At 72.9% G+C, this 26,757-nt stretch carries 18 protein-coding genes and 2 pseudogenes; 8 read left to right on the forward strand and 12 right to left on the reverse strand.

Annotated elements, in window-relative coordinates; translation table 11 throughout:
* The first annotated feature begins 182 nt into the window (after nucleotides 1–182).
* Nucleotides 183–2,258, forward strand: coding sequence for an arylsulfatase (locus ACRRSS_RS06545; RefSeq protein ID WP_435970271.1), 2,076 nt, complete (start codon nucleotides 183–185; stop codon nucleotides 2,256–2,258).
* Nucleotides 2,259–2,504: 246 nt separating this feature from the next.
* On the opposite strand, the pseudogene ACRRSS_RS06550 reads toward ACRRSS_RS06545, so the two are convergent.
* From ACRRSS_RS06550 to ACRRSS_RS06565, 4 genes and pseudogenes are all read right to left on the reverse strand, one after another.
* Nucleotides 2,505–2,974: pseudogene (locus tag ACRRSS_RS06550) on the reverse strand (DUF2252 family protein); the annotation flags it as partial.
* A 284-nt stretch (nucleotides 2,975–3,258) separates the two neighbouring features.
* Complete coding sequence (locus tag ACRRSS_RS06555) at nucleotides 3,259–5,436, reverse strand: FG-GAP repeat domain-containing protein (protein ID WP_435970272.1); 2,178 nt, start codon at nucleotides 5,434–5,436, stop codon at nucleotides 3,259–3,261.
* A gap of 416 nt (nucleotides 5,437–5,852) precedes the next feature.
* A complete protein-coding gene (locus ACRRSS_RS06560) occupies nucleotides 5,853–6,455 on the reverse strand; it encodes a cation:proton antiporter (protein ID WP_435970273.1) in 603 nt (200 codons plus the stop codon).
* The gene (locus tag ACRRSS_RS06565) at nucleotides 6,419–7,168 is read right to left on the reverse strand and encodes a cation:proton antiporter (RefSeq protein WP_435970274.1); all 750 of its coding nucleotides are present in this window, start codon (nucleotides 7,166–7,168) and stop codon (nucleotides 6,419–6,421) included. The genes ACRRSS_RS06560 and ACRRSS_RS06565 overlap by 37 nt, the downstream gene beginning before the upstream one ends.
* Nucleotides 7,169–7,546: 378 nt before the next feature.
* Here ACRRSS_RS06565 and ACRRSS_RS06570 point away from each other — a divergent pair, with 378 nt between their 5' ends.
* Nucleotides 7,547–8,758 carry a Cmx/CmrA family chloramphenicol efflux MFS transporter gene (locus tag ACRRSS_RS06570; protein WP_435970275.1) on the forward strand — a complete coding sequence of 404 codons (1,212 nt, stop codon included), beginning with the start codon at nucleotides 7,547–7,549 and terminating at the stop codon, nucleotides 8,756–8,758.
* Nucleotides 8,759–8,871: 113 nt separating this feature from the next.
* On the opposite strand, the gene ACRRSS_RS06575 is transcribed toward ACRRSS_RS06570, so the two are convergent.
* Both ACRRSS_RS06575 and ACRRSS_RS06580 read right to left on the reverse strand, forming a co-directional pair.
* Complete coding sequence (locus ACRRSS_RS06575; protein ID WP_435970276.1) at nucleotides 8,872–10,929, reverse strand: phosphocholine-specific phospholipase C; 2,058 nt, start codon at nucleotides 10,927–10,929, stop codon at nucleotides 8,872–8,874.
* 218 nt (nucleotides 10,930–11,147) lie between these two features.
* On the reverse strand, nucleotides 11,148–11,564 hold the full coding sequence (locus ACRRSS_RS06580; RefSeq protein WP_351900185.1) for an organic hydroperoxide resistance protein: 417 nt from the start codon (nucleotides 11,562–11,564) through the stop codon (nucleotides 11,148–11,150).
* A 157-nt stretch (nucleotides 11,565–11,721) separates the two neighbouring features.
* Here ACRRSS_RS06580 and ACRRSS_RS06585 point away from each other — a divergent pair, with 157 nt between their 5' ends.
* The 4 genes from ACRRSS_RS06585 to ACRRSS_RS06600 all read left to right on the forward strand — a co-directional run bounded on the left by ACRRSS_RS06585 (nucleotide 11,722) and on the right by ACRRSS_RS06600 (nucleotide 18,319).
* A complete protein-coding gene (locus ACRRSS_RS06585; protein ID WP_435970277.1) occupies nucleotides 11,722–12,204 on the forward strand; it encodes a MarR family winged helix-turn-helix transcriptional regulator in 483 nt (160 codons plus the stop codon).
* A gap of 503 nt (nucleotides 12,205–12,707) precedes the next feature.
* Nucleotides 12,708–13,154, forward strand: coding sequence for a GNAT family N-acetyltransferase (locus ACRRSS_RS06590; protein WP_435970278.1), 447 nt, complete (start codon nucleotides 12,708–12,710; stop codon nucleotides 13,152–13,154).
* Nucleotides 13,155–13,270: 116 nt separating this feature from the next.
* Nucleotides 13,271–14,467 carry an MFS transporter gene (locus ACRRSS_RS06595; protein ID WP_435975263.1) on the forward strand — a complete coding sequence of 399 codons (1,197 nt, stop codon included), beginning with the start codon at nucleotides 13,271–13,273 and terminating at the stop codon, nucleotides 14,465–14,467.
* Nucleotides 14,468–14,623: 156 nt separating this feature from the next.
* Nucleotides 14,624–18,319, forward strand: coding sequence for a S8 family serine peptidase (locus ACRRSS_RS06600; protein WP_435970279.1), 3,696 nt, complete (start codon nucleotides 14,624–14,626; stop codon nucleotides 18,317–18,319).
* Nucleotides 18,320–18,383: 64 nt separating this feature from the next.
* Here ACRRSS_RS06600 and ACRRSS_RS06605 read toward each other — a convergent pair whose 3' ends face one another.
* The 4 genes from ACRRSS_RS06605 to ACRRSS_RS06620 form a co-directional block, all read right to left on the reverse strand.
* Nucleotides 18,384–19,841, reverse strand: a complete 1,458-nt coding sequence (locus tag ACRRSS_RS06605; protein ID WP_435970280.1) for an acyl-CoA synthetase — start codon at nucleotides 19,839–19,841, stop codon at nucleotides 18,384–18,386.
* Between the two features lie 59 nt (nucleotides 19,842–19,900).
* Complete coding sequence (locus ACRRSS_RS06610; protein WP_435975264.1) at nucleotides 19,901–21,085, reverse strand: MFS transporter; 1,185 nt, start codon at nucleotides 21,083–21,085, stop codon at nucleotides 19,901–19,903.
* Between the two features lie 133 nt (nucleotides 21,086–21,218).
* A complete protein-coding gene (locus tag ACRRSS_RS06615) occupies nucleotides 21,219–22,736 on the reverse strand; it encodes a GAF domain-containing protein (protein ID WP_435970281.1) in 1,518 nt (505 codons plus the stop codon).
* A gap of 174 nt (nucleotides 22,737–22,910) precedes the next feature.
* Nucleotides 22,911–23,972 carry a rod shape-determining protein gene (locus ACRRSS_RS06620; RefSeq protein ID WP_435970282.1) on the reverse strand — a complete coding sequence of 354 codons (1,062 nt, stop codon included), beginning with the start codon at nucleotides 23,970–23,972 and terminating at the stop codon, nucleotides 22,911–22,913.
* 245 nt (nucleotides 23,973–24,217) lie between these two features.
* Between ACRRSS_RS06620 and ACRRSS_RS06625 the strand changes: the two are divergent.
* Nucleotides 24,218–24,646 (forward strand): annotated as a pseudogene (locus ACRRSS_RS06625) (SCO2400 family protein); the annotation flags it as partial.
* Nucleotides 24,647–24,931: 285 nt separating this feature from the next.
* On the opposite strand, the gene ACRRSS_RS06630 reads toward ACRRSS_RS06625, so the two are convergent.
* Together ACRRSS_RS06630 and ACRRSS_RS06635 are read right to left on the reverse strand one after the other, a co-directional pair.
* Nucleotides 24,932–25,111, reverse strand: a complete 180-nt coding sequence (locus ACRRSS_RS06630) for a hypothetical protein (RefSeq protein ID WP_435970283.1) — start codon at nucleotides 25,109–25,111, stop codon at nucleotides 24,932–24,934.
* 63 nt (nucleotides 25,112–25,174) lie between these two features.
* On the reverse strand, nucleotides 25,175–25,621 hold the full coding sequence (locus ACRRSS_RS06635; protein ID WP_435970284.1) for a MarR family winged helix-turn-helix transcriptional regulator: 447 nt from the start codon (nucleotides 25,619–25,621) through the stop codon (nucleotides 25,175–25,177).
* A gap of 106 nt (nucleotides 25,622–25,727) precedes the next feature.
* Between ACRRSS_RS06635 and ACRRSS_RS06640 the strand changes: the two genes are divergently transcribed.
* A complete protein-coding gene (locus ACRRSS_RS06640; protein WP_435970285.1) occupies nucleotides 25,728–26,747 on the forward strand; it encodes an NADP-dependent oxidoreductase in 1,020 nt (339 codons plus the stop codon).
* Nucleotides 26,748–26,757 lie beyond the last annotated feature (10 nt).

Below are 26,757 nucleotides of genomic sequence, written 5' to 3' on the forward strand. Positions count from 1 at the left end.
GGGTCCCGTCGGTTCAGCAAGGCAGCGCCTGCGGTGACGCGGGTCGTACGCACTTCGTAAAGGAACCATGCGGCGCCGACGGCCCCGCAAGCGGGTCGCGGTGTCGCCGTCTGCCTCATTCCTCAGAGACAACGAGTGCCGGCCGGAGGGAACCGCCCCCGCCGGTGGAACGGAGGCCGGGTATGTCGCAGACTTCCTGGAACGAATACAGGCCGGGCCGGTCGTTCCCCGGGGTGATCGGCCGTACGACCGATGAGTCGACGCCGGCGTGGCCGCGACCGGTACGGGCGGTGCCGGGTTCGCCGAACGTGGTGATCATCGTGCTGGACGACACCGGGTACGGCCAGCTCGGGTGCTACGGCAGTCCGATCGCCACGCCGAACCTGGACGCTCTGGCTTCGGGCGGTCTTCTGTACAGCAACATGCATACCACCGCGTTGTGCTCGCCGTCCCGCTCGTGCGTCGTGACCGGCCGTAACCACCACGCGAACGGCATGGCGTCGATCACCGAGCTCACCGAGGACCTGGCCGACCGGGCGATGTCGTTCATCGCGGATGCCAAGCAGGTCGCCCCGGACAAGCCGTTCCACCTGCACTTCTGCCCCGGCGCGACGCACGCCCCGCACCATGTGCCCAAGGAGTGGGCGGACCGCTACCAGGGCGAGTTCGACGACGGCTGGGACGCCTACCGCACGGTTGCCTTCGACCGGCAGAAGCAGCTCGGCATCGTGCCGCCGGACGCCCGGCTGTCCCCGCGCGACCCGGACGTGCCCGCATGGGAGTCCCTGTCGCCGGACGCGCGCCGCCTGTCAGCCCGGATGATGGAGGTGTTCGCCGGGTTCCTCTCCCACACCGACCACCACATCGGACGGCTGATCGACTTCCTCAAGGAGATCGGCGAATTCGACAACACGCTGATCATGGTGGTCTCCGACAACGGGGCAAGTGCCGAGGGCGGGGTCTCCGGCACCACCAACGAGCTGCAGTTCTTCAACAACGCGCCCGAGCCACTGGACGAGAGCCTGGCGCGGATCGACGAGATCGGCGGCCCGGAGACGTTCAACCACTACCCGTGGGGCTGGACCTGGGCGGGCAACACCCCCTTCCGGCGGTGGAAGCGGGAGACGTACAGGGGCGGGGTCAGCGACCCGTTCCTGGTCCACTGGCCCCAGGGCTTCAAGGCCCGAGGCGAGGTCCGGAGCCAGTTCGCGCACATCATCGACATGGTGCCCACCGTGCTCGACGTGGTGGGGATCGAACCGCCCGCGAACATCCGGGGCGTCACACAGTCACCTCTGCACGGCGTCAGCTTCGCGCACACCTTCGACGATGCCGAGGCACCGACGCGCCACCGCACCCAGTACTACGAGATGTTCGGCCATCGCGCGATCGACCACGACGGCTGGCGCGCGGTCTGCCCTTGGCCCGGCCCTTCGTTCGCCGAGGCCGGGCGGCCCTTCGGCGCCCCGATCAAGATGACGGATCTGGACGACCTGGACGCCCACCACTGGGAGCTCTACCACGTCGAGGAGGACGTCGCCGAGACCCGAAACGTCGCCGAGCAGCACCGCAGCAAACTGATCGAGATGATCGCCCTGTGGTACGTCGAGGCCGGCAAGTACAACGTCCTGCCGATCGACAGCAGCGTTCTCGAGCGGATGATGACGGAGCGACCCCAGATCACCCAGGACCGGACCAGCCACACCTTCCGTCCAGGCACCCAGATGATGCCGGCCGCCGTCGCTCCCCGGGTCCTCAACCGCCCGCACAGCATCACCGCCGACGTGGAGATTCCGTCCGGCGGCGCCGAAGGCGTGCTCCTCTGCCAGGGCACCAACGCCGGAGGCTGGTCCTTCTACGTCAAGGACAACCACCTGCACTACGCCCACAACTACGTCCAGCGCACCCTGCACCACGTCGCCTCGGACGAAACCGTCCCCGAAGGCCGACACACGCTGCGCTTCGAGTTCGAACCCACCGGGGAACCGGACATCGCCCACGGCAAGGGCTCCCCCGGCCGCGCCCAGCTCTACGTGGACGACCGCCTGGTCGGCGACGTCGAGATGCCGTTCACCACCCCGGTCGCGTTCAACCCGGGCGGCATGACCTGCGGCGCGAACCCGGGATCGGCCATCACCGCCGACTACCGGGCGCCGTTCCGGTTCACCGGCACCCTGCACAGCGTCACGGTCGACATGTCCGGCGACCTGATCCTCGACGCCCCAAGCGAGATGCGCATGCACATGGCCCGCCAGTAGAGGCCCGCGGACCGGGCCTGCTGGTGGTCTACCGATGCCGTCCAACAGCAGGCCCAGCCGGATGTCGAACCAGGCGCGCTCCTGTCGCCACTCCTGCGCAGCACCCACCGGCAACCGGCTCAGGGCTTCGGCGCACTCCTTCTGTGGGCTCACCCCGTTCAGCGGCCCGCGGGGGTGGGGAACCACCTGCCCGCCGTCCACGGCGGCCACCGCACGGCGGCCACCGCACGGCGGCAGACCAGCTCGGTCGACCGTCTCGGTGAGCCTGTCGAAAGCCCGCAGGCTGTCGCGGGTACGGGCCTTCGCCATCGCGCGGGCCAGGTTCCTCCGACCGTGCTTCGTCGCGTGGAGCCGGCCTGCGCCAGGGACTCGAGGAGGCCCGCGCCGATCTTCGCGTACCAGACGTCGATGGTGCGCATACCCGCGAAGCGGATCACCGCCTCGCGGTACGAACGGACTGTCGAGCTGACGATCCGGGCGCGCTCCTTGTCGTCGAAGCCATTCGCCCGGGCGGCGATCACGAAACTCGCCGAAAGTCGTTTCACGTCCCACTCCCAGGGACCCGGAAGGGTTTCGTCGAAGTCGTTGATGTCGAACATCAACTGTCTCTCCGATGAGGCGAGGAGACGGAAGTCCAACATGTGCGCGTTTCAGCACAGTGGGGCATCGAGTCCTGAGCGCGAGGTGCCGGCCAGGTCAGATGTCATGATCGCAGCATGCTGCGCCGGGCCTCTTTGCCGAGCGATGCCGGGTGGGCGTCCGTTCTCAGCCCTGCGCCTCGATCTGGAACTCGGCATCGGTGACGGCGGTGCCCCTCATGGGCGCGATGGCGACCAGGACGTCCTGGAAGTGCTCGGCAGCCACGCCGCCACCCGACCAGGTAGAGCGTCAACCCTGAGCATCCGTCTCCGGCTCGTCGAGTCGTACGGCCGGGGCATCCGGGTCCGGGTGGAGGAGCCGGCGCCGGGGCGGCCCGGGGGCCGCGCCGGCGCCGGGACGGTCAGCCCAGCAGTGAGTCGTCGTAGTCCCCGCCGCGGAGCTCCTGCGGACGGGTGTACGGCCCGGTCCAGTAGCCCGTGCCGAGGTAGAGCTTGGCGTCGCCGAGGCTGTTGATGCCGACGAGGTCGTCGACGCCGTTGCCGTTCGCGTCCGCCACCGAGGTGAGGTCGGCGTAGGCGTTCCAGCCGCCGCCGATCTTGGTCCGAGCCGCGAAGGTGCCGTCTCCCCTGCCCAGGTACAGCCAGAGGACGCCGGACCGGTCGCGGGCGACGAGGTCGCCGGACGGGTCGCCGCCGATGTTCCCGGTCGCGGCGATCCGGTCATAGGTGTTCCAGCCGTGTCCGATCCTCGTGCGGGGAGCGAAGGGGGCCTTGGTGACGCCGGTGCCCTTGTAGAGCCAGAGGGCGCCGGTCCTGTCGGTGGCGACGAGGTCGGGGCGCCCGTCGCGGTTCAGGTCGGAGCCGGCCGCGATCTGGTCGTAGACCTGCCAGCCGCCGCCGATCCAGCCGCGGCCGTCGTACCCGCCCGCGCTGTTGCCCTGGTAGAGCCAGAGGCCGCCCTTCTTGTCGCGGGCGACGAGGTCGGGCAGCGCCGAGCCGGCGATGTTCCGGGTGGTCTCGACGCGGTCGTAGATGTCCCAGCCGTAGCCGATCTCGGTGCGGACGGCACCGAAGCCCGGCAGCGCCGAGGAGTGGGTGAGGTCCAGGCGGTCGAGGTTGCCGTTGTTCCGGACGATCAGGTCGGGGGACCCGTTGTCCGTCAGGTCGCTCGCGTTCGCCTTGCGGGCGACGGTGAACGAGCCGGAGGCGGTGGCCGCCGGACCGAGCCCGTCCTGCGGGGTGGCGGTCAGCGTCCAGTCGTAGGCCCCGTTGAACGCGCGCTCGCCGCTGTCGAGGGTGCCGTCCCAGGCGAAGCGGAGCAGGTTCTCGGCGGCGTAGTCGTTGCTCGACGGCTGGAGGACCGTGGTGCGCGTCTTGCCGGTGCGCTGGTGGCGGAGGGTGACGGTGACCTCGGCGTTGAGCCGGGACAGCGGCCAGTCGAGGTTCACCCCGGTGCGGTTCTTGTCGAGGTCGAGCACCGCCGGGATCTTCGACGGTCCGACGGTGAGCTTCACCGGCTTGTCGTTGGAGGCGATCCTGGTCGCCGCGGGCCTGCCGTCGGCGCCGACGCGGATCCGGTAGAGGCCCTGGCCGTCGGCCAGGGTGCCGCCCTGGACGAGGAGCGAGCCGTCGGGCTCGTCGACGGCCTTCGTGACGGTGTCGAGGAGGCGGACCTCCTCGCCGGACACGGTCCGCGCGCGGAGCGCCTGGACCGGGGACGGCTCGTGGAAGTTCCGCGCGTCGGCGAAGAGCACCCAGTCACTCAGGACGCGGATCACAGGGCGGTAGGTGGTCCCGAGGTCGACGGAGGACCGGGCGCCGCTCTTCAGGTCCTGGATGACGAGAGGCGTGTCGTTGCCCGCCTGCCAGGCGCGGGTGGTCTCCGACTGGTCACCGGCCCAGGCGTCGAGCTGGAGCGGGGAGGGCTCGGCGCCGCTGAGCGTGCTCGTCGCGAGGTCGAGTACGGCCTTGTACCGCACGCGGTCGACCTCGTAGCCGACGGCGATGGTGCCGCCCTGGGCTGTCCCGACCGCGACCCTCTTCGCGTCGGAGGGCAGGCCGATCGCGAGGGTGGTCGCGTCGGGCCGGTACACGTGCAGTTTCTGGAAGCCCGTCGTTCCGTCCGTGGAGACGGACAGGAGGGTGGAGCCGACGGCTCCCAGGACGTTCTCCTGGTACAGCGCGGTGCGGGGGAAGGTTCGGAGGACCGTGCCCGTCGTCATGTCCCGGATCGTCGTGGTCGCGCGGTCCTCGGAGACGACGCTGTCCGAGCCGTTGACGTGCCAAACGGTGTTGTCGTGGGGGATCAGGGTCGCCGCGCCGTCGGAGTAGCGGACCCAGCGGAAGTGGACGCCCTCGGGTCCCAGGTCCTCGCGGGTCAGGTACCCGCTCGTCCCCGTCCCCGCGAGGATGCCCGGCAGCGGCAGGAACTGCCCGGTCGCCTCGGTGGCGGTCGGGGCGGAGGCGGCGGTCGGGGCGGCGACGGCCGGTGGCGTCAGGGCGATGCCGGCGGTGACGGCGAGCACCGTTCCGGCCGCGACGGCGAGCGCGCGACGGGTCGGACGGAGGGGGAGAGTCATGGCGTGGTCCTCGTGGACGGGTCCGGTGAAAGAAGATGCCGGTGTGACGGATGTTCCGTCACACCCGCCAGACCCATGAGGAGGTCGAAAAGTTGTACGACCGAGCCGCCGGGGATGACGGCGGCGGGGCGAACCGGTCGCCTTCGGGCGGACCGGGCGAGGGGCGACGGAGCTGAGCGTCAGCCCGTACGCGGAGGACGGCGACGGCCCCCGGCGGCGATCACCGAATGGCCGGTGTGCGCCGGTGCGGAGAGGCCGAGGACCCTCATGCCGACGGTGTGACGGGTGCCGAGGAGAAGGGTGGCGTACCAGTGACGGCGGGAAGGGCGAGCGTCATCGCCGGACCCGCCGTGGCACGGCCGGCCACAGCCCGCGATGTTCCGCTACAGGCATCGGACCGCTCAGCAGCGTGGTCATCAGCGCTTCGCCTCCGACGGCTTCCGCTCCCCGCGCCGGGCGGGCTCGGTGTGCCGGACCGCCGCCTCCCACTCCGCGGCCAGGTCCCGCAGGTCCGCGTCGACCCTCCGGCGTGGGTACGCCCAGCGCAGCAGGGGCGCGGTCATCGCGGTGGTGACGAGGGCCATGACCACCATGAGCGAGTACAGGTCGGCGTCGAGCAGCCCCGCCTGCAGTCCCACGCCCAGGATGATGAGTTCGGTGAGGCCGCGGGTGTTCATCAGGACGCCCAGCGTCGTCGCCGACCGCCCGGACTGACCGGCGGCCCGCGCCCCGAGGTAGGCGCCCCCGAACTTCCCGGCGACCGCCACCAGCAGGATCAGGCCCAGCCGGCCGAACGCGTCCCCGTCCACGGTGCTCAGGTCCACCTTCAGCCCGGCCACCGTGAAGTACGCGGGCAGCAGCATCCAGGTGATCGACTCGAAGCGGGCGACGACCGCCGCGCGCAGCCGCTCCGTGCCCTGGCGCGGGACGATCGCCCCGGCGAGGAACGCGCCGAAGACGAAGTGCAGTCCGAACCACTCGCTCAGCGCACCCGAGACGAGCAGCAGCACCGCCAGCACGCCCAGGGGCGCGGAGTGCCGCTCGCCGCCGTCCGCCCCCCCCGGGGCTCGCGAGCCGCCAGGAACCGGCCGAGCAGCGGGCGCACCACCATGATCATGACCACGGCGTACGGCACGACCAGCAGCACCTGCCAGGAACTCCGGCTGCCGGTGAACGTCAGGACGGCCGCGAGCAGCAGCCAGGCGATCACGTCACCGACGGCCGCGCTCGCCATCGCCAGCGCCCCGACCCTGGTCCGCTGGATCCCCTGGTCGGTGAGGATGCGGGCCAGCACCGGGAAGGCGGTGATCGACATGGCCGCGCCGATGAAGAGCACGAAGGCGAGCCGGTCGCCGCTCGCGTGGTCGTTCCACAGCCACAGCGCCAACAGCGCGCCGAGCCCGAACGAGCAGAGGACCGACCCCAGGGACACCCCCGCCGCGGCGCGCCCGGTCCCGCGCAGCAGCCGCCGGTCGAGTTCCAGCCCGACGAGGAACATGAAGAGCGCGACGCCGAGGTTGCCGAGGGCGCTGAGCATCGGCCGGACGTCCGCGGGGAAGACCGTGTCCGAGAGGGCGCCGTGGAACAGTGTCGGACCGAGCAGGACGCCGGCGAGGATCTCGCCCACGACGGCCGGCTGGCCGCACCGTCGCGCGAGGCGCCCGAGCACGTGCGCGAGCGCGAGGATCGATGCCAGACCGACCATGATCATGCCTGTCTGATGGGTGGTCATGAACGCTCCTTGTCCTGCGGATCGTCGGATCCGCGGCGGCCGTGCCGTCCCGTTCGGGGACGGCTCGAAGCCGGGGCGCCGGGGCCGTACCAGGCGTGAGACACGGCGATCCGGGCGTTGCTATGGTGGCAGGCATGTCGAGCCCCGAGGCGGAGAGAGGCGAGCCACCGGTGATCCGGTGGCTGATCGCGTAGCCCTCCGGCGACCCCGCTCCTCCACGGCCCCCGGGCCGAGCGGTGTGTCGCGCGTCCGCCACGGATCAACCGCGTCGCGGGAACACGTCCCCGGTCATCTCCGGGACGGCTCCCACGCGACCGCATGACCTCTGCCGTCCATGCGTCGCGTCTCCCCTTTCTGCGATGTAGTTGGAGCTTCCTCATGCCATTCGCCATCTACGTTCTCGGGCTGGCCGTCTTCGCCCAGGGAACGTCGGAATTCATGCTCTCCGGGCTCGTGGAGGACATGGCCGCCGACTTCGGCGTCTCCCTCCAGGCCGTCGGCTCGCTCACCTCGGCCTTCGCCGTCGGCATGGTCGTCGGCGCACCGCTGGTCGCGATGCTGAGCCTCCGGTGGCCCCGTCGGCGCGCCCTGCTCGCCTTCCTGATCACCTTCCTCCTCGCGCACGTCGTGGGCGCGCTCACCCACAGCTTCGAAGTCCTCTTCGTGACCCGGGTGATCGCCGCCCTGGCCAACGCCGGCTTCCTCGCCGTCGGCCTCGCGACCGCCGCGAGCATGGCCGGGCCCCAGGCCAAGGGCCGGGCGACCTCGGTGCTCCTGAGCGGAGTCACCCTCGCGTGCATCGCGGGCGTCCCCCTCGGCGCCGTGCTGAGCGAGGCCTGGGGCTGGCGCTCCGCCTTCTGGGGCGTCGCGATCATCTCCGCCCCCGCGGTCTTCGCGGTACTGATGTCCGTGCCGTCGGCGCCGGTCGACCCCGCTGCCCCCAGCGTCCGCCACGAACTGGGCGCGCTGCGCACCCCCCGGCTGATCGTGACCCTGATGCTCGGGGCGCTGGTCAACGGAGCGACGTTCTGCTCGTTCACGTACCTCACTCCCGTCATCACCAACGTGACGGACCTCGGTTCCGGCTGGGTGCCCGCCGCGCTCGCGCTGGTCGGCATCGGGTCCTTCGTCGGCGTCAACATCGGCGGCCGGCTGGCGGACACGCGGCCCGGTCAGGTGCTGGCGTTCGGCGGTGCGGCGCTGCTGGCGGGCTGGCTGCTCTTCGCCCTCACCGCCGCGAACCCGGTCGTGGCGCTGGTCCTCGTCTTCCTCCAGGGCGCGCTCTCCTTCTGCGTGGGCTCCACCCTGATCGCACAGGCCCTGTACACCGCGTCCGACGCCCCCACCCTGGGCGGCGGCTTCGCCACCGCCGCGCTGAACGTCGGCGCCGCGGTCGGGCCCGCTCTGGGCGGCCTCGCCCTGAGCGCCCGGTTCGGCTACCGCTCGCCGTTGCTGGTGAGCGCCGCGCTCGTCGCCCTCGCCCTGCTCCTGGCGGGCGTCGCCCGGGCCGCCGGCCTCACCGGCGGCAAGCGGGACACGCCCGCCGTGGAGAACCGCCCGGCCGAGCACCCGGCCGAGGCCCGTTCCTGACCGTCGCTCCGCTTGCCCGGTGGCCCGTCCTCCCGGCGGCACCGAGGTCCCTCGACCCCGGGCCGCCGGCCCGGGGTCGACGCCCTCCCGCCCCTGACGACGGTCCCCGGCCCTCAGTACGTCAGGATCGCCGGGTCCGAGACGCCCGGGGCGCCCGTCTCCACGTGGCCGGCGAGGCGGCGCAGGAAGTCCGGGGCGGACGGGGTCGTGACCGTCACGTCGTACCAGCGGGCCGAGGACGTCAGGGCGACGGTGTGGGTGACCGTTCCCCCCTTCGGGACCTGCACCGACTGCGGGGTGCCCGCGTAGGCGTTGGTGACCGTCAGGGTGACGGCCGCCGCGGTGGCGTTGGTGAAGGTCAGGTCCAGGTTGCCCGTGGTGCCGTTGTGGCGGGCCCTGACCTCGGGCGTCGCCGTCTTGCCGGGGGAGCGGAAGCGGCGGACGAAGCCGTTGGGGCCGTGCACCGTGAGGTCGGTGAGGCCCTTCGAGTACGTCGTGTTCCAGGTGTCGGAGACCGAGGCGCCGGCGCCCGTCGTGTACGTCCACGGGGCGTCGGTGCGGTTCGCCGAGGTCACGTAGAACTGGGCGCCCGCCGAGGGGCCGCCGGCGAAGGTGAGGCGGAACGTGCCCGCCGCGGTGTCGGCGGCGCCGTCCACGTGGGGCGCGTACTTCAGCGGGCGGGTGCGCTTGCCGCCCGGCTCCTGGCGGGGCATCGTGCCGGCCGCCGGGGCGGTGGCGAGGAAGTCGGGGTGACGGTTGCGGTCCGGCGGGTAGTAGCCGGCGGTCGGCGGCAGCGTCGCCGCCGAGGTGTCCGTACGCGTGAAGTCGAAGGCCGAGGTCAGGTCGCCGCAGACGGCCCGCCGCCAGGGCGAGATCTGGGGCTCGGTCACCCCGAAGCGCTGCTCCATGAAGCGGATGACCGAGGTGTGGTCGAAGGTCTCGGAGCAGGTGTAGCCGCCCTTGGACCAGGGCGAGACGACGAGCATCGGGACGCGGGGGCCGAGGCCGTAGGGGCCTGCGACGTATCCGGTCTTCCCCGGGAAGTGGTCGAGCGCGGTCGCGACGGTGGACAGGCCCTGCGCGGCGGACGCGGGGACGTACGGCGGGACGACGTGGTCGAAGAAGCCGTCGTTCTCGTCGTACGTGATGAACAGGGCGGTACGGGCCCACACGTCCGGGTTCGCGGTCAGCGCGTCGAGGACCTGCGCGATGTACCAGGCGCCGTAGTTGGAGGGCCAGTTGGAGTGCTCGGTGAAGGCCTCGGGGGCGGCTATCCAGGAGATCGCGGGCAGCCGACCGGCCTGGACGTCGGCGCGCAGGTCGGCGAGGTAGGCGTCGCCCGCCTTGGCGTTCGTCCCCGTGCGGGCCTTGTCGTACAACGGGTTGCCCGGCTGGGCGTTGCGGTAGGTGTTGAAGTACAGCAGGGAGTTGTCGCCGTAGTTGCCGCGGTAGGCGTCGTTGATCCAGCCCCAGGAACCGGCCGCGTTCAGTCCGTCGCCGATGTCCTGGTAGACCTTCCAGGAGACCCCGGCCGCCTCCAGACGCTCGGGGTAGGTCTTCCAGCCGTACCCCGCCTCGGCGTTGTTGAGGACCGGTCCGCCGCCGGTGCCGTCGTTGCCGGTGTGACCGCTCCACAGGTAGTAGCGGTTCGGGTCGGTCGAGCCGATGAACGAGCAGTGGTACGCGTCGCAGATCGTGAAGGCGTCGGCGAGCGCGTAGTGGAACGGGATGTCCTCACGGGTGAGGTACGCCATCGTGGCCTTGGTCTTGGCCGGCACCCACTGGTCGTACCTGCCCTTGTTGAAGGCCTTCTGGCCGCCCGCCCAGTCGTGGTTGAGGCCCTGGAGGAACTCCATGCCCAGCTTGGCGCTGGTCGGCCGGAAGGGCAGGGTCTCCTTGGAGCCGTCCGACTGGTTCCAGACCGGCTTCCCGCTGGGCAGGGTCACCGGGCGCGGGTCGCCGAAGCCCCGTACGCCCTTCAACGATCCGAAGTAGTGATCGAACGAACGATTCTCCTGCATCAGGACGACGATGTGCTCGATGTCCTGGATGGTGCCGGTGGCGCCTTGCGCCGGGATGGCGGCGGCGCGCGCGATGCTCTCCGAGAGCAGCGTGAACGCGGCGGCGCCGCCGGTCAGTTGAAGGAACCGGCGGCGATCGATGTCGACCATGGGGGGAGTTCTCCTCCGGGTGGGTACGGGCACGGTGGGGGTGCGCGTGCAGCGGCCGGGCCTTCCGGCGAGCGCCCCAAGGACAGCGCCCGCGGGTCACCGCCCGGCAGCCGTCCCATGGCTGCCCGCCGTACGGCGGACGAACCCCTCGTGCCGCTGTGGGAAAGCCCCGGTGCGCACGGGCGCACCGGGGCTTTCCCACAGGAGGAGTCCCGTGACTACTCGACGACGAGGTCGACCTTGATGTTGCCGCGGGTCGCCTTGGAGTACGGGCAGAAGGCGTGGGTCTTCTCCAGGAGGGTCCGGCCGGCCTCGCCCTGGAGGTGGTCCGGGAACTCGGCGCGCATGATCACCGCGAGGCCGAAGCCGCCGTCCGCGGGGTCCTTGCCGATGGAGACCTCGGCGGTGATCGAGGCGTCGGAGATGTCGATCTTCTCCTGGCGGGCGACCAGGTTCATGGCGCTGGCGAAGCAGGCCGCGTACCCGGCGGCGAAGAGCTGCTCGGGGTTGGTGCCCTGACCGTTGCCGCCGAGGGCCTGGGGGTGGGCGAGGGGGAGGTCGATGTGGCCGTCGGAGCTGACGGCGCGGCCCTCGCGGCCGTTGGCGGTGGCGACGGCGGTGTAGATCGCGTCCATGGTTTCCGTTCCTGTCCTCGGGAGGGGCGGGGGCGCCGCGGTGGGGCTTGGGCTGTGGGCTCTGGGCCTTGGTGCGGTGGCGCCTCCAATTAATAGCGCACTATTCAGTTGTGCACAACTTAATCGTGCGTGAGGAGCCCTCGCGTATCCTGGAGCCATGGAGACGCTCGACACGGTTCCGGACGAGGACTTCCTCCGGCTCGACCACCAGATCTGCTTCTCGCTGCACGCGGCGACCCGCGCCTTCAACGGCGTCTACCGCGAGGCCCTCAAGGAGCTCGGGCTTACCTATCCCCAGTACCTCGTGATGCTCGTCCTCTGGGAACACGGCGAACTGCCCGTGAAGGGGATCGGGGAGCGGCTGCGGCTCGACTCCGGCACCCTCTCCCCGCTGCTCAAGCGGCTGGAAGCGGCCGGACACGTCGAGCGGCGCCGCAGCCCCGAGGACGAGCGGTCCGTCACCGTGCGGCCCACCGCCGACGGGGCCGCGCTGAAGGAGCGGGCCCGCGCGGTGCCGCGACGGATCGCGGCCGCGACCGGGCTCGCCCTCGAAGACATCCGTGACCTGCGCGAACGGCTCGACGCCCTGGCCGTCCGGCTCGACGCCGTCGACCCGGACGACCTGGACGTCTGCCGCTGACGCGACCCGCCCTCCCTCCCTCTCGGTCCTCCCCCTCGATCGACAGCACGGTGAGCGCCGCCGCCTCCACGTCACCTTCCTCACCGACAGCGCCCTCGCCGGTGCCGAACGACTGGCGGAGGCGTGGCTCACGGCCCTGACGGAGGCCGAACGACGGGCCGGGGAGGGCGGACACGCGCGCCGGGTCGCCGACCTCCCGACGCGCCCCGCCCGCCTCGCGGTGGGCGGGGCGGACGGCTGAAGGGGAGGGCGTCCGGGGCGGCGGTGGGCGCCCCTCCTCCGCGGCGGCCCATCCCCACGGCACCTCGCCGACCCGCGAGGCGGCGGTGGCGGAGGCCGAACGGGCGGGGTGGGCCGGTGCGGGCGCGGGAACGACAGCCGCAGCCGCAGCCGCAGTCACAGCCGCAGCCGCAGCCGCAGCCGGGGCCGGGGCCGCTCCCGCTCCCGCACCCGTTCACGAAAACGTAAGGATCGATATCCCCGATCGCCCCTATACTCGCCCCATGTCCGAGTTCACCGTCCGGCGTGCCACCGCCGAGGATGCCAAGCGGCTCACCCGGCTCGTCCGGACCTCCCGTGCCTACCGGGGGGACTACGCCGCCATGGTCGAGGGGTACCAGGTCGGTGGAGCGTACATCGAGCACCATCCCGTCTTCGTCGCCGTCGACGCGAGCGACCGCGTGCTCGGCTTCTACGCGCTCCTCGTCGACGACGCCGAACTCGACCTCGCGTTCGTCGCCGACAGCGCGCAGGGGCAGGGCGTCGGACGGCTGCTCATGGAGCACATGACCGGGCAGGCCCGGGCCGCCGGGCTCAAGGCCGTGCGGGTCGTCGCGCATCCGCCCGCCGAGGAGTTCTACCTGCGGACCGGCGCCGTCCGCACCGGGACCGTGCCGCCCACCGGGCACATCCACTGGGCCCGCCCCGAGCTCCGGTACGACATCGCGTGACCGCCACCGAGCCCCAGCCCCAGCCCCAGCCCCAGCCCCAGCCCCAGCCCGCGTCCCGGCCGGAGACCGCACCCCCGGCCCCCGAACGCCGCAGGCTCTTCGCCGACCTCACCCCGCTGCGGACCTCCGCGCACTACCGCCGCCTCTGGTTCGGCGGCACCGTCTCCTGGGTCGGGCAGGGCATGACGGCCCTGGCGATCTCCCTCCAGGTGTACGACATCACCGGATCGCCCTTCTCCGTCGGGCTCGTCGGCCTGTTCTCCCTCGTTCCGCTCGTCGTCTTCGGGCTGTACGGCGGCGCGATCGCCGACACCGTCGACCGCCGCAAGCTCGGGCTCTACAGCGCCTGCGGCTCCGCCGTCCTGTCGATCGCGCTCGCCGCCGCCGCGTTCGCCGGCTTCCACCGGGTCTGGTTCCTGTACGGGATCGTCGCCCTGCAGTCGGCGTGCACCGCGCTCAACTCGCCCGCCCGCACCGCGATGATCCCCCGGCTCCTGCAGCCCGAGCAGCTGCGCGCCGCCAACGCGCTGAACTCGATGGTCATGACCTTCGGCACCCTCGTCGGGCCCAGCCTCGGCGGCCTGATCGTCGGACTCGCCGGCTACCAGACCGCGTACCTCGTCGACGCCGTCGCCTTCTCCGCGAGCCTCTACGCGATGTGGCGGCTGCCGTCCATGCTCCCGGAACGGACCGGGAGGAAACGCGCCTCGGTCCTCGACGGGCTGCGTTTCCTCACCACCCGTCCCAACCTGCGCATGACGTTCCTCTCGGACTTCTGCGCGATGATCCTCGCCCACCCCCGTGCCCTGTTCCCCGCCGTCGCCGTCCTCTGGTACGGAGGGGACGCCAAGACCACCGGACTCCTCGTCGCCGCCCCCGCGTTCGGGGCGCTGCTCGGGGGCGTGCTCTCCGGCTGGCAGGGCCGTATCCGCCACCACGGGCAGGCGATCCTGATCGCCGTCGCCTGCTGGGGCACCGCCATCGCCGTCTTCGGGCTCACCCGGAACCTCTGGCTCGGGCTGCTCCTGCTCGCCCTCGCCGGGTACTCCGACACCGTCTCGATGATCTTCCGTAACACGATGATGCAGGTCGCGGCCCCGGACGAGATGCGCGGCCGGCTCCAGGGGGTCTTCATCGTGGTGGTCGCGGGCGGCCCCCGGCTCGGGGACTTCCTCGCCGGATCGGTGGCCGACCTGACCACGCCCGCCGTCGCCGTCACGGGCGGCGGAATCGCCTGCGTCCTCGCGGTCGGCGCCCTCGCCGTGTACGGGCGCGGTTTCCGCCGGTACGACGCGCTCGACCCGACTCCGTGAGCAATTCTCCCCGAACGGCACGTCCTGTTCTGGCGGTTGACCGCCACGGCGCATAACCGCCAGGAGCAACGGGAGTCAACGACCGTCCCCAGGGCCAAGACTCCTCGCGGCACCCGGAAACACCCCCCGACCCCGGGTCCGCGAGGAGTCCGAACGATGACGTCGAGGACCACACCCTTCGGCAGAGGGAGGATCGCGCTGCTCGCCGCGGGCGTCTCCCTCGTGATGCTCTCGGCCGGGCAGACCGCCGCCGCCGGGACCACCGCCCCCGCCGTACCCGACACCTTCAAGGGCGCGGCGGCGAGCAGCACCGTCACCCTCGTCACCGGCGACCGCGTCACCCTCACCGACCTCGGGGGCGGACAGCGGACCGTCACCGTCGACCGGGCCGAGGGCGCCACCGGCGCGATACGGAGCCGGATCGCCGACGGCCGGGTCACCGTGATCCCCGACGAGGCCCGCCCCCACCTGGCCTCCGGCGCGCTCGACCCGCGCCTCTTCGACGTCACGGGCCTCGTGGAGCAGGGCGTCACCGGCGAGCTGCCGCTGATCGTCACGTACGGCGGCAAGGGCGCGCGGGCCGCCGCGGCGGCGACCCCGCGCGGCGCCGAGACCGTCCGCCCGCTGCCCAGCATCGGCGGCGCGGCCGTCACGGCCACCGACCCGGCCGCCTTCTGGCGGGACTTCACCGCGCGCACCGCCCCGAACTCCCGCGCGGCCGCCCCCGCCAAGGTCTGGCTCGACGGCCGCGTCAAGGCCGGCATGGCCGACTCCAACGCCCAGATCGGCACCCCGAAGGCCTGGGAGGCCGGGCTCACCGGCAAGGGCGTGAAGGTCGCCGTCCTCGACACCGGCGCCGACCTCGCCCACCCCGACCTCGCGGGCCGCGTCACCGAGTCCAGGTCCTTCATCGCGGGCGAGGAGGTCGCCGACCGCAACGGCCACGGCACCCACGTCGCCTCCACCGTCGGCGGCAGCGGCGCAGGCTCCGAGGGCAGGGAGAAGGGTGTCGCCCCCGGCGCCACCCTCGCCGTCGGCAAGGTCCTCAGCGACGCGGGCTCCGGTTCGGAGTCGGAGATCATCGCGGGCATGGAGTGGGCCGCCAAGGACATCGACGCGAAGATCGTCTCGATGAGCCTCGGCTCCGGCGAACCCGGCGACGGCACCGACCCGATGGCCCAGGCCGTCAACGCCCTCACCGCCGAGACCGGCGCCCTCTTCGTCATCGCCGCCGGCAACGCCGGCGCCCCCGGCTCCATCGGCTCGCCCGGCGCCGCCGACTCCGCGCTCACCGTCGGCGCCGTCGACTCCGACGACCGCGCCGCGTACTTCACCAGCCAGGGCCCCCGCCACGGCGACCAGGCCCTCAAGCCCGACCTGTCGGCGCCCGGCGTGGACATCCTCGCCGCCCGCTCCCAGCTCGCCCCCGGCAGCGGCCTCTACACCTCCATGAGCGGTACGTCGATGGCGACCCCGCACATCGCCGGTGTCGCCGCCCTGCTCGCCGAGAAGCACCCCGACTGGACCGGCGCGCGGCTCAAGGACGCGCTGATGTCCTCGTCCAGGACGCTCGACGCCTCGTCGTACGCGCTCGGCTCCGGACGGGTCGACGTCGCCGCCGCGATCGCCGCGAACATCACCGCGACCGGCTCCGCCGACCTCGGCTACGTCGCCTGGCCGTACGAGACGGGCAGGCCGGTCACCAGGACCGTCACCTACACCAACTCCTCCGACGCGCCGGTCGCGTTGGACCTCGCCGTCGAGGGCATGCCGGCCGGGGTCGCCGCCCTCGCCGACACCGCCCTCACCGTCCCCGCCCACGGCTCCGCGAGCACCACGGTGACCGGCGACGGCACCAAGGCCCCCGTCGGCCAGTCCTCCGGCCGGATCACCGCCACCGCCGGCGGCGCGCCCGTCGCGCACACCGCGCTCGGCCTGGTGAAGGAGGAGGAGCGCTACACCCTCACCGTCCACGTCAAGGACCGCGACGGCGCCCCCGCCCCCGCCTACCTGGGCGTCCAGCAGCTCACCCGGGGAGCGGACCCCTTCCCGGCCACGGTCGGCGAGTCCGGCACCCTCGAACTGCGCCTCAAGCCCGGCACGTACACCGTCGACAGCTTCCTCGACGTGCGCGGCTCCAAGGGCGGGGACTCCCTCGGCCTCGGCTTCCTCACCGAGCCGGAGATCACCCTCGACCGCGACCGTGAGATCACCCTCGACGGGCGGCGGCTGCGTGAGATCCGCGCCGAGGTCGAGAAGCGGACCGAGACCCGCCAGCTCCTGATGGAGTTCGACCGCAAGGCGAACGGCGCCTCCTACGGCGGGGCCGTCCAGGTCCCGCCCCTGTACGACTCGATCTTCGCGGCGCCCACCCGCGAGCCCGCCACCGGCACCTTCGAGTACCGGACCGTCTGGCGCCTCGGCAAGCCGATGCTCGAAGCGGGCGTCGACGGCACCCGTCTCACCGACGCCACCCCGCAGGCCGGCGGCACCCTCCTGGAGGGCGACCACCGGCTCGGCCTCCTCGACGCGGGCACCGGAACCCCCGCCGAGTACACGGGCCGCGACGCCAAGGGCAAGGCCGTCCTGGTCCGGCTGACCGAGGGCGCCGACCCGGCGCTGCTCGCCCAGACCGCCCAGGACGCGGGCGCCAAGGCCCTGTTCGTCACCGACGACCGGCCCGGCCGGCTGATGAAGTGGTTCGGCACCGCCGACTACGAGGACCGGCCGCTCGCCGTCGCCACCGTCAACACCGCCGACGCCCGGCGGCTCGCCGCCGGCGCGGCCCGCGGCAAGCGCGTGGAGCTGACCGGCACCCGCTTCACCCCGTTCACCTACGACCTCTCCGAGGGGCACCCCGGCGCCATCGGCAAGGACCTGGTCTTCCGCCCCGCCCGGGACGAACTGGCCACCGTCTCGTCCACCTTCCACGCGCCCACCAAGCGCCCGGAACTGGGCGGCGAGTTCCGCTTCTCGATCACCGACACCTTCCGGATCGGCTTCGGCTTCAAGGAGTGGATCGCCTTCCCGACCGAGCGCACCGAGTACGTCTCCACCGGCACCGGCCAGCGCTGGCACGAGTCCGTCGACCTCGGCGAATCCCTGGAGGAGCGCGGCGGCCAGTCCGTCTACCGGGGCGGCAGCCGCGTCGACCTCGACTGGTTCGGCCCCGTCTGGCACCCGTGGCTGGGCACCGGCCTCGGCTGGGGCCAGGAGCGCAGCGGCAACGACCTGCGCTTCAACACCCCCGGCTGGGGCGACTCCGGCACCGACCACACCGGCTTCGGCAACGTGTGGAGCGACGACACGATGACCCAGTACACCGAGGTGTACGTCAACGGGACCCGCGTCGACCGCAAGATGAGCTCCGGCGCCTACGCCTGGGACGCCCCGGCCGAGGAGGCCACCTACAAGGTCGTCACCGACACCGCGCTCGACCCGGCGCGCTGGCGGCTGGCCGGCCGGGGCCACAGCGAGTGGACCTTCCGCTCCGCCGAGACCCCGTCCGACCGGACCACCTACCTGCCGATGCTCAACCTCGGCTTCGACCTGGACACCGACCTCGACGGTGACGTCCGCGCCGGACACAAGCTGCCCGTCGGGATCTTCGCCGAGTACGTGAAGGGCGCGACCGGCACCGGCACCATCACCGGCGGCACCCTGGAGGTCTCCTACGACGAGGGCAGGACCTGGAGCAAGGTCACTCTCAGGAAGGACCGGCACGGCGCCGCCTGGAACGGCGAACTGCGCGTCCCGCGCGGCGCGGCCTCCGTCTCGCTGCGGGCCGGGGCGAGCGACGACCGGGGCGGCTCGGTCACCCAGGAACTGATCCGCGCGGTGGGTGTGAGGTAGCGGCCGGCACCGCACGGGACCGGGCCCCCTCCGTCGGATCGGAGGGGGCCCGGCTCCGTACGGCTCACCCCGCCCCGGGCAGCGCCTTCTTCAGGACCTTCCCCATGTCGTTGCGGGGGAGCGCGTCGAGATGGCGCACCACACGGGGCCGCTTGTGCGGCGCCAGCAGCCCCGCCACGTGATCGCCGAGCTCCGCCTCCGTCGGGGGCTTCGCGGCGTCCACCGGCACCACCCAGGCCACGATCCGCTCGCCCAGATCCGGGTCCGGCTCGCCGGTGACGGCCGCCTCCCGCACCCCGGGGTGGTCGAGGAGCGCGTTCTCGATCTCGCCCGCCCCGATCTTGTAGCCACCGCTCTTGATCAGGTCGGTCGCCCTGCGGCCCACCAGACGCACCGCGCCGTCCGCCTCCCGCACCGCCATGTCGCCGGTGCGGAACCAGTCGCCGTCGAAGGCCGCCGCAGTCGCCTCCGGCCGGCCCAGATAGCCGGAGAACAGGTTCGGGCCGCGCACCTGCACCTCGCCGACCGTCTCCCCGTCGTACGCCCCGAGCACCGAGCCGTCCTCCTCGACCAGGCGCAGCCCCACCCCCGGCAGCGGCAGCCCGACCGTCCCCGGGCGCGGCCCCGCACCCGGCAGGACGCTCGTGTTCATCAGCGTCTCCGTCATCCCGTACCGCTCGACGACCGTCCGGCCCGTCGCCGCCGCGATCCGCTCGTGGTCGTGGACCGGCAGCGCCGCCGAACCGGACACCAGGAGCCGTGCCCCGGCCATCGCCCGGACCAGGGCCGTGTCCCGGCCGAGCGCGTCCGCGAGCCGGTGGTACATCGTCGGTACGCCGAACAGCATCGTGCCGCCCCCGGCACCTAGCTCCCGCGCCACGCCCTCCACCGAGAACGTGCCCAGGTGCCGGACCTCGCCGCCCCGCCGCAGCGGGCCCAGGATCCCCAGGACCAGCCCGTGGACGTGGAACAGCGGCAGCGCGTGCACGAGGACGTCGTCCGCCGTCCAGGACCAGGCCCCGGCCAGCGCGTCCAGCGAGGCGGCGACCGCCCGGCGGGAGAGCACGACGCCCTTCGGGGGCCCGGTGGTGCCGGAGGTGTAGACGATCAGGGCGGGGGACTCCGCGGCCTCCGGTCCCGGCTCCACGACCGCCGGGCCGCTCGCCGCGAGGTCGACGTCGATCCGGGGGAGCCCGGCCGGCCCGGCGGGCAGCGCGTCCCCGGGCCCGGCGAGCACCGCGTCGGGCCCGCTGTCACCCAGGATGTGCGCCAGCTCCCGCTCGCCCGTCCGCGGATTGACCGGTACCACGGGCACGCCCGCGAGCAGGGCCCCCACCACCGCGACGGCCGTGTGCGCGCTCGGCGTGGCCCAGACGGCGACCCGCCGCGCGCCGCCGATCCGGGCCGCCACGGCCCCGGCGGCCCGGGCCAGCGCGCCGTACGTCAGGGTGTCCGCGCCGCAGCGCAGCGCGGGCCGCCCCGCATCGGATCCGGCCGCCAGGGCCGGGAAGAAGGCACTCACCGGTCGTACTCCTCGGGTCGTCGAGGGCGAGGGTCGCCGGGAGGCATTCTGCCGGTCCGTCAGGGACGGCCCGCCGTGACCTTCGTCGCCTCCGGCGCCGGCTCCTCGCCGTCCGGGCGGATCCCGCGCATCCGCCCGTACGCGTACACACAGCCCGCGAGCGCCAGGTCGGAGAGGAGCATGAAGCCGATCGAGTACGAGCCCTTGGCGCTGTAGATCGCGCCCATCACCAGCGGCGGGAGGAAGCCGCCGAGCCCGCCCATCGCGCCGACGATGCCGGTCACGCTGCCGACCTTCGCCTGCGGGGTGACCTGGGAGACCAGGGCGAAGACGGAACCGCTCGCTGTGCCGAGCCCGGCCGCCATGATGAGCAGCGCGGTCGTGCCGCCCGGGTACAGGGGCGGGTCGAAGGCCTGCACGATCGCCAGGAGGGCGACCACGCCGAGCGCGACGGCCGTCACGAGCGCCGGGTGGACCCGGTCCGAGAGCCAGCCGCCGATCGGCCGGAAGACCACGGTGACCAGCGCGAACCCGGCCGCCTTGGTGCCCGCGTCCGTCGGGTCGAGCTCGTACCAGGTCTTCAGGTACGTCGGCAGGTAGACACCGAACGCGACGATGCCGCCGAAGCCGATCGCGTACAGCGCCGACAGCTCCCAGGTCACCCGCAGCCGGCCCGCCGCACCGAGCCGCGTCGCCAGGGACTCGGTCGGCACGGGCCGGTCGGGGCGGTCCGTGATGAGGAACGTGGCGAGCACCGCGTACGCGGCCAGCGCGACCGCCACCACGATGAACGGCAGGTTCTCGCCGTGCTCCGCGATCCGGGGCGTGAAGTAGCCGGAGAGCGCGACGCCGCCCATGCCCATGCCGAACACCCCGAGCGCCAGACCGCGCTTGGCGGGCGGGAACCAGGAGTTGACCAGCGGGACGCCGATGGCGAACGTCGTGCCGCCGAGACCGAGGAAGAAGGCGACGACCAGCATCAGGCCGTAACTGTCCTTGACCACGATGAGCAGCAGCACGGGGATGATCGTCAGCGCCGAGACGAGCGGGAACATCAGCTTCGCTCCGTACCGGTCGGTCAGCGCGCCGGCCGGGATGCGGCCCAGCGAGCCGACCAGCACGGGCACCGCCACCAGCAGGGACTGTTCGAAGGAGCTGAGCCCGAGCCGGTCGCCGTACCAGCTCGCGATCGGCGCGATCAGGTCCCACGCCCAGAAGGTGAGCGTGAAGCCGATGGTGGCCATCACCAGATTGCGGTAGGCCGCCGCTGTCGGGGGCTTGGTCTCGGTGTCCACGCCTCCAGTCAAGATCGGGGAGCGGTACGCGGCGCGCCGGGCTGCTCCGTACGGGGAGGGGCGCCGTCCGTGCCCCCGCCCCCTACGGCCAGGTCACCGTCGTCGGCGGGGTCCCGTCGTCCGTGACCCGCAGCCGGACGCCCCCGTCCCCCGCCGACACCTCGACCGTGATCGCGCCGATCCCGGACCGCCGGTGCGCCGCCGCGAGCGCCCCGCGCAGGGTGGCGAGGAGCCTGTCGGCCGTCTCCTCCTCGACGAGGGTGTCGACGGCGCCGGCGAAGTGCACGGACGGCTGGAAGCCGAGCAGGACCGCCGCCCCGCCGGTCTCCCGCAGCACCTTCCCCCGGAAGGAGGTCGGCGCGTCCGCGGGCGGCTGCTGGAGCGCGAAGATGGTCGTACGGACCTCCTGGATCGTCGAGTCCAGCTCGTCCACCGCCCGCCCGAGCAACGCGTCCTCGGCGCAGGAGCCGGCCGCCCGCCGCCGGGTGGACTCCAGCATCATCTCGGTGGCGAAGAGCCGCTGGACGACCAGGTCGTGCAGGTCCCGCGCGATCCGGTCCCGGTCCTCGTACACCGCGAGCCGCTCCCTGTCGTGCCGTGCGTCCGCGAGGACCAGCGCGAGCGCCGCCTGCGAGGCGAACTGCGAGGCGAGGAGCCGGTCGACCGCCGAGTACGGCTCGTCGCCGCGCCGCCGGGGGAGGGCGAGGGTGCCGATGAGCTTCCCGCCGCTCTGCAGCGGCAGCATCATCGACGGGCCGAAACGGGACCGGACATGGGTGGTCATCCGGGGATCGGTCGCCGAGTCCTCCACGAACACCGGCTCCCCGCCGAGGAGCTGGACGAGGACGGGGGAGCCGGGCGCGATCGTCGTGCCGACCAGATCGCCCGGGTCGTCCGTGGTCGAGGCGGCGACGATCTCCATGCCGCCCTCCGCGGTGGGCTGGAGCACCACCCCGGCCGAGGCACCGGAGAGGATGCGGGCCTGCTCGGCGACGGTCATCAGCGCGTTCTCGGCGGACGCGCCGGTCAGCAGGGCCGTGGTCACCGCGGCCGCGCCCTCGATCCAGCGCTCCCGTTGCCGGGCCGTCTCGTACAGGCGGGCGTTGCCGATGGCGATCCCGGCCTGCGAGGCGAGGACCCGCAGCAGGGAGAGGTCCTCCTCGGTGAAGCCGCCCGCGCGCTTCTCGGTGAGGTGCAGATGGCCGAAGACCTCGGTGTGGACCCGGATCGGGACGCCCAGGTACGTGCGCGTCCCCGGGAGCCCCTCGGGCACGCCGGAGGAGCGGGGGCCGGCCGGCGGGGCGTCGGGCGGCAGCGGGCGCGGGTCCTCGGCCGGGACGCCGGGCAGCCCGCCGCGGCCGTCGGCGAGACGGCCGGCCCGCCGCCGCTGCTCGTCCGTCATGCCCGAGGTGAAGAACTCGGTGACGCGGTGGCGCTCGGGGTCGACGACCCCGAGCGCGCCGTAGCGGGCCCCGGTCAGCGCGGTGGCGGACTCCACCAGGTGCTGGAGGGTGGTGCGGAGTTCGAGGTCCGTGCCGACGCCGAGGACCGCTTCGAGCAGCGCGGGCAGGCGGGGAGCGTCCTCGTCCATGATCGTCATGGTCTCATTGTCGTACGAATCAGGCTGTTTCGTCTTTTTGCTCCCGGCCGGGGGTCGGCCGGGGGCCGGCTTGGGGTGGCCGGGGGGTGGCCGGGAGTCGGTCGGGGGGTGGCCGGGAGTCGGTCGGGGGTCGGGTCGGGCGTCGGCCGGGACCGGTCGCAGCCCCACCGCGCCTCAGTCCTCGTCGTCGAGCGGGTTCCGCTCCGACAGCGGGTCGAGGACCATCGGCTGGACCTTGCCCTCCAGCATCGCGCCGAGGCCCAGGACCGCGCACACGTCGGGCCGTTCGGCGATGTGCACCGGCATGCCGGTCGCCTCGCGCAGCATCTGGTCGAGCCCCGGCAGCAGGGCGCTGCCGCCCACCATCATGATCCCGCGGTCCGCGAGGTCGGCCACCAGATCCGGCGGGCAGTCCCGCAGCACCTTCCCGATGCCGTCGAGGACCGCCGTCAGCGGGGTGTGGATCGCCTCCCGCACGGCGGCGGTGTCGACTGTCACCGAACGGGCCAGCCCCGTCGCGACGTCACGGCCGTGGATCTCGGTCCACGCCGGTCCGTGGGGCGTCAGGCCGTTCCCGCTGAGGGCCAGTTGCAGCGGGCGCACCGACTGGCTCGGCAGCATCAGCTCGTGGTGGTGGCGCAGGTGCTGGATGACGGCGTGGTCGATGGCGTTCCCGCCGACCGGCATCCGCTCCGCCGTGACGATCGAACCGAGCGACAGGACCGCGACCTGCGTCGTCGCCGCCCCGCACACCAGGATCATGGTCGCGGTCGGCTGCTCGACCGGCAGTCCGCAGCCCACGGCCGCCGCGATCAGCGTGTCCACCAGCTCGACCCGGCGGGCCCCGAGACCGACGAGGGTCTCCACGGCGGCGCGCTGGGCGAGCGGGTCGCTGTCGTGCGGGGTGCAGGCGGCGGCGCGCAGCCGGGGCTTGCGGCGCAGCTGACGGCGCAGCTTCTCGCCGAGGAGGTGACGGAGCATCCGCTGCGCCATCTCGATGTCGACGACCGTGCCACCCGAGACCGGGCGGACGACCCGGATGTAGTCGGGGGTGCGGCCGGTCATCTTCTCGGCCAGCGCGCCGACGGCGATCAGCGCTCCGGTGCGGGTGTTGACGGCGGCGACGCTCGGCTCGTCGACGACGAGTCCGGCGCCCTTGACGAAGACCCGGGTGCGGGCGGCACCCAGGTCGACGGCGACATGGCAACGACGCAGCTGCTCAAGGCTGACGGTCATGGCGGATCCTCCGGAGTGCGGTGCTGGCACGGGCGAGGTGTTTCGCGGTCCTGTTGGCATCGTCCGGCCGTCCGGGGCGCGGCGCGCGTTGGGCTGAGCCGCCCGGGGCCCGGTCCGGGGGGCCGGCCAGGACACCCCGAAGCGGGCGAATCGCGACGCACCGCCGCCGACCTGCGGTTTCCTCACAGGATCCTCACTTCCGCGCCTACCTGTGGCCGTACCCGGCCGCATAGCCTGCGGGCCCCATGGACTACTGCCACGCGTGCCGGCGGCATCTCAACGGGGCCCTCGCCTGTGCCGGGTGCGGGACTCCCGTGGAGGAACTGCGGTACGAGACCCCCCACATACCCGCCCGGCCCGTCCAGGCCTACGAGCCGGTCCAGGCTCACGAGCCGGTCCTGCCTGCCGGAAGCGAGGACCCCCGCGGGCCCGAGCGCGCACCCGAAGCGCCCGAGCACGTCTACGAACTCGACGTCGTCGAGCGGCCACGCCCGGCCGCCGGCGGGCGCCGCGCCGCCCGCGGCCGATCCGCCGCGCGCAAGGGCAGGCGGGCGCGGAGCCGCCGGGGCCGTACGGTCCTGGTGGGCACCCTCGGCCTGGTGCTCGCCGCCGGGATGCTGAGCCTGGCGCGCCTGGCCCTGGAGAACCCGGAGAAGCTGGGCGCCGCCTCGGTCGTGGAGGAGCAGCAGGTCACCGCGGCCCCGCTGGACGCCGACCCCGACCCCGACCCGGTGGAGACGACCGAGGCCGCACCGGACGGCACGGACCCGTCCCCGGTCGCGTCGGCACCGCCCCGGTCCCGCCAGGTGAGCGCGGAGGCGGGCAGGGGGGGCGGGCGCGGGCAAGGCCGGCGGCCCGGGTCCCGGAACGGGCTCGGGTACGGGCGCCGGAACGGGCTCCGGATCCGATACGGGGCAGGGCACGGGCGCCGGCGCGGGCGAAGGCGGCGGGGACGCCCCTCAGGACCCGCCGGCGCCCACCGACCCGGAGACGCGGCCCCCGGAACCCACCGCGAGCCCGTCCGCCACGGACGGCGGGGCGACCGAGACCCCCACGGCGACGCCCACCGGCCCCGCGCCGTCGACCACGGGCCCCACGCCGAGCGCGACCCCCGTCCCGACGCCCAGCCCGACCTGCACCCGCTTCCTCTGGTGGTGCGTCTAGCAGGGCCTGTCCGTCCTCAGGATCGTGCCGCCGGGGGGCTAGACGCGCCCGCCGGTCACGTCCTCGCCGAGCATGCGCTTGAGGAGGTCACGCAGGAGGGTGCGCTCCGTCTCGGACAGTTCGCCGAGGGGCTCGCGGGCGAAGTCCAGGGACTCGCGGAGGCGGCGGGCCGTGGCGCGGCCCTCGTCCGTGGGGACGGCCAGCTTGACGCGGCGGTCGGCCGGGTCGGGGCGGCGCTCGACCAGGCCGCGGGCCTCCAGCCGGTCGACTATCCCCGTGATGTTGGACGGCTCGCACTTCAGCTTCTGGGCGATGCGGCGCATCGGCAGCGGGTCGAGCGAGAGCAGGCCGAGGACCCTGGCCTGGGCGCCGGTCAGCGCGTGCTGCGCGGCCGCCTGCTCGTACTCCTCGTAGTAGCGCGCGACGACCGTGCCGATCAGCTCGACGACTTCGAGGGTCAGGGGGTCCGTGCGTGAGGTGGCCATGGGGTTCATCCTACCCAAATACTTGACAACATGAAATATCGATGCGCATGGTTGTTTGAGTCAGTGAACCTTTCGCTTTCTCAAGCTTTCCCTGGAGGCCGTGCTCATGTCCGTTCTTCCCGCGTCCAGCCGTGAGTGGCACCTCGTCGCCCGTCCGCACGGCTGGCCGACCCCTGCCGACTTCGCCCTGCGCGAGACCCCGGTCACCGAGCCGGCCGAGGGCCGCGTCCTCGTGCGCAACCTGCACTTCTCCGTCGACCCGTACATGCGCGGCCGCATGAACGACGTGAAGTCCTACATCCCCCCGTTCAAGCTCGACCACCCCATGGACGGCGGCGCCGTCGGCGAGGTCATCGCCTCCGGCGCCGAGGGCTTCGCCGTCGGCGACCACGTCCTGCACGGCCTCGGCTGGCGCGAGTACGCCGACGTCCCGGCCCAGCACGCCACCAAGGTCGACCCGGCGCTCGCCCCCCTCTCCGCCTACCTCGGCGTGCTCGGCATGACCGGCCTCACGGCCTACGCCGGCCTCTTCGACGTCGCCTCCTTCAAGGAGGGCGACGCGGTCTTCGTCTCCGGCGCCGCCGGGGCCGTCGGCAGCCAGGTCGGCCAGATGGCGCGCCTCAAGGGCGCCTCGCGCGTCATCGGCTCGGCGGGCTCCGACGAGAAGGTGAAGTTCCTCGTCGAGGAGCTCGGCTTCGACGCCGCCTTCAACTACAAGAACGGCCCGGTCAAGGACCAGCTCCGCGAGGCCGCCCCGGACGGCATCGACGTCTACTTCGACAACGTCGGCGGCGAGCACCTCGAAGCCGCGATCTCCTCGCTCAACGTGCACGGCCGCGCCACCATCTGCGGCATGATCGCCCAGTACAACGACACCGAGCCGGTCCCCGGTCCGCGCAACATGGCGATGATCATCGGCAAGCGGCTGCGCCTCCAGGGCGTCCTCGTCGGCGACCACTACGGGCTGCAGCAGCAGTTCGTCCAGGAGGTCGGCGGCTGGCTCGCCTCCGGCGAGCTGAAGCACCGCGAGACCTTCGTCGACGGCATCGAGAACGGAGTCGACGCCTTCCTCGGACTGCTCCGCGGCGACAACACCGGAAAGATGATCGTCTCGGTGACCCGTTAGTCTTCCCTCA

The organism is Streptomyces sp. Qhu_M48 (assembly GCF_051305195.1).
Taxonomy (GTDB): domain Bacteria; phylum Actinomycetota; class Actinomycetes; order Streptomycetales; family Streptomycetaceae; genus Streptomyces.

Bases quoted from the DNA above. Each gene is read 5' to 3' on its own strand.
- ACRRSS_RS06600 (WP_435970279.1), top strand. From the start codon at position 14,624: ATGACGTCGAGGACCACACCCTTCGGCAGAGGGAGGATCGCGCTGCTC.
- ACRRSS_RS06635 (WP_435970284.1), bottom strand. From the start codon at position 25,621: ATGGCCACCTCACGCACGGACCCCCTGACCCTCGAAGTCGTCGAGCTG.
- ACRRSS_RS06590 (WP_435970278.1), top strand. From the start codon at position 12,708: ATGTCCGAGTTCACCGTCCGGCGTGCCACCGCCGAGGATGCCAAGCGG.
- ACRRSS_RS06545 (WP_435970271.1), top strand. From the start codon at position 183: ATGTCGCAGACTTCCTGGAACGAATACAGGCCGGGCCGGTCGTTCCCC.
- ACRRSS_RS06610 (WP_435975264.1), bottom strand. From the start codon at position 21,085: ATGGCCACCATCGGCTTCACGCTCACCTTCTGGGCGTGGGACCTGATC.
- ACRRSS_RS06585 (WP_435970277.1), top strand. From the start codon at position 11,722: ATGGAGACGCTCGACACGGTTCCGGACGAGGACTTCCTCCGGCTCGAC.
- ACRRSS_RS06565 (WP_435970274.1), bottom strand. From the start codon at position 7,168: ATGACCACCCATCAGACAGGCATGATCATGGTCGGTCTGGCATCGATC.
- ACRRSS_RS06570 (WP_435970275.1), top strand. From the start codon at position 7,547: ATGCCATTCGCCATCTACGTTCTCGGGCTGGCCGTCTTCGCCCAGGGA.
- ACRRSS_RS06555 (WP_435970272.1), bottom strand. From the start codon at position 5,436: ATGACTCTCCCCCTCCGTCCGACCCGTCGCGCGCTCGCCGTCGCGGCC.
- ACRRSS_RS06580 (WP_351900185.1), bottom strand. From the start codon at position 11,564: ATGGACGCGATCTACACCGCCGTCGCCACCGCCAACGGCCGCGAGGGC.
- ACRRSS_RS06620 (WP_435970282.1), bottom strand. From the start codon at position 23,972: ATGACCGTCAGCCTTGAGCAGCTGCGTCGTTGCCATGTCGCCGTCGAC.
- ACRRSS_RS06640 (WP_435970285.1), top strand. From the start codon at position 25,728: ATGTCCGTTCTTCCCGCGTCCAGCCGTGAGTGGCACCTCGTCGCCCGT.
- ACRRSS_RS06575 (WP_435970276.1), bottom strand. From the start codon at position 10,929: ATGGTCGACATCGATCGCCGCCGGTTCCTTCAACTGACCGGCGGCGCC.
- ACRRSS_RS06615 (WP_435970281.1), bottom strand. From the start codon at position 22,736: ATGACGATCATGGACGAGGACGCTCCCCGCCTGCCCGCGCTGCTCGAA.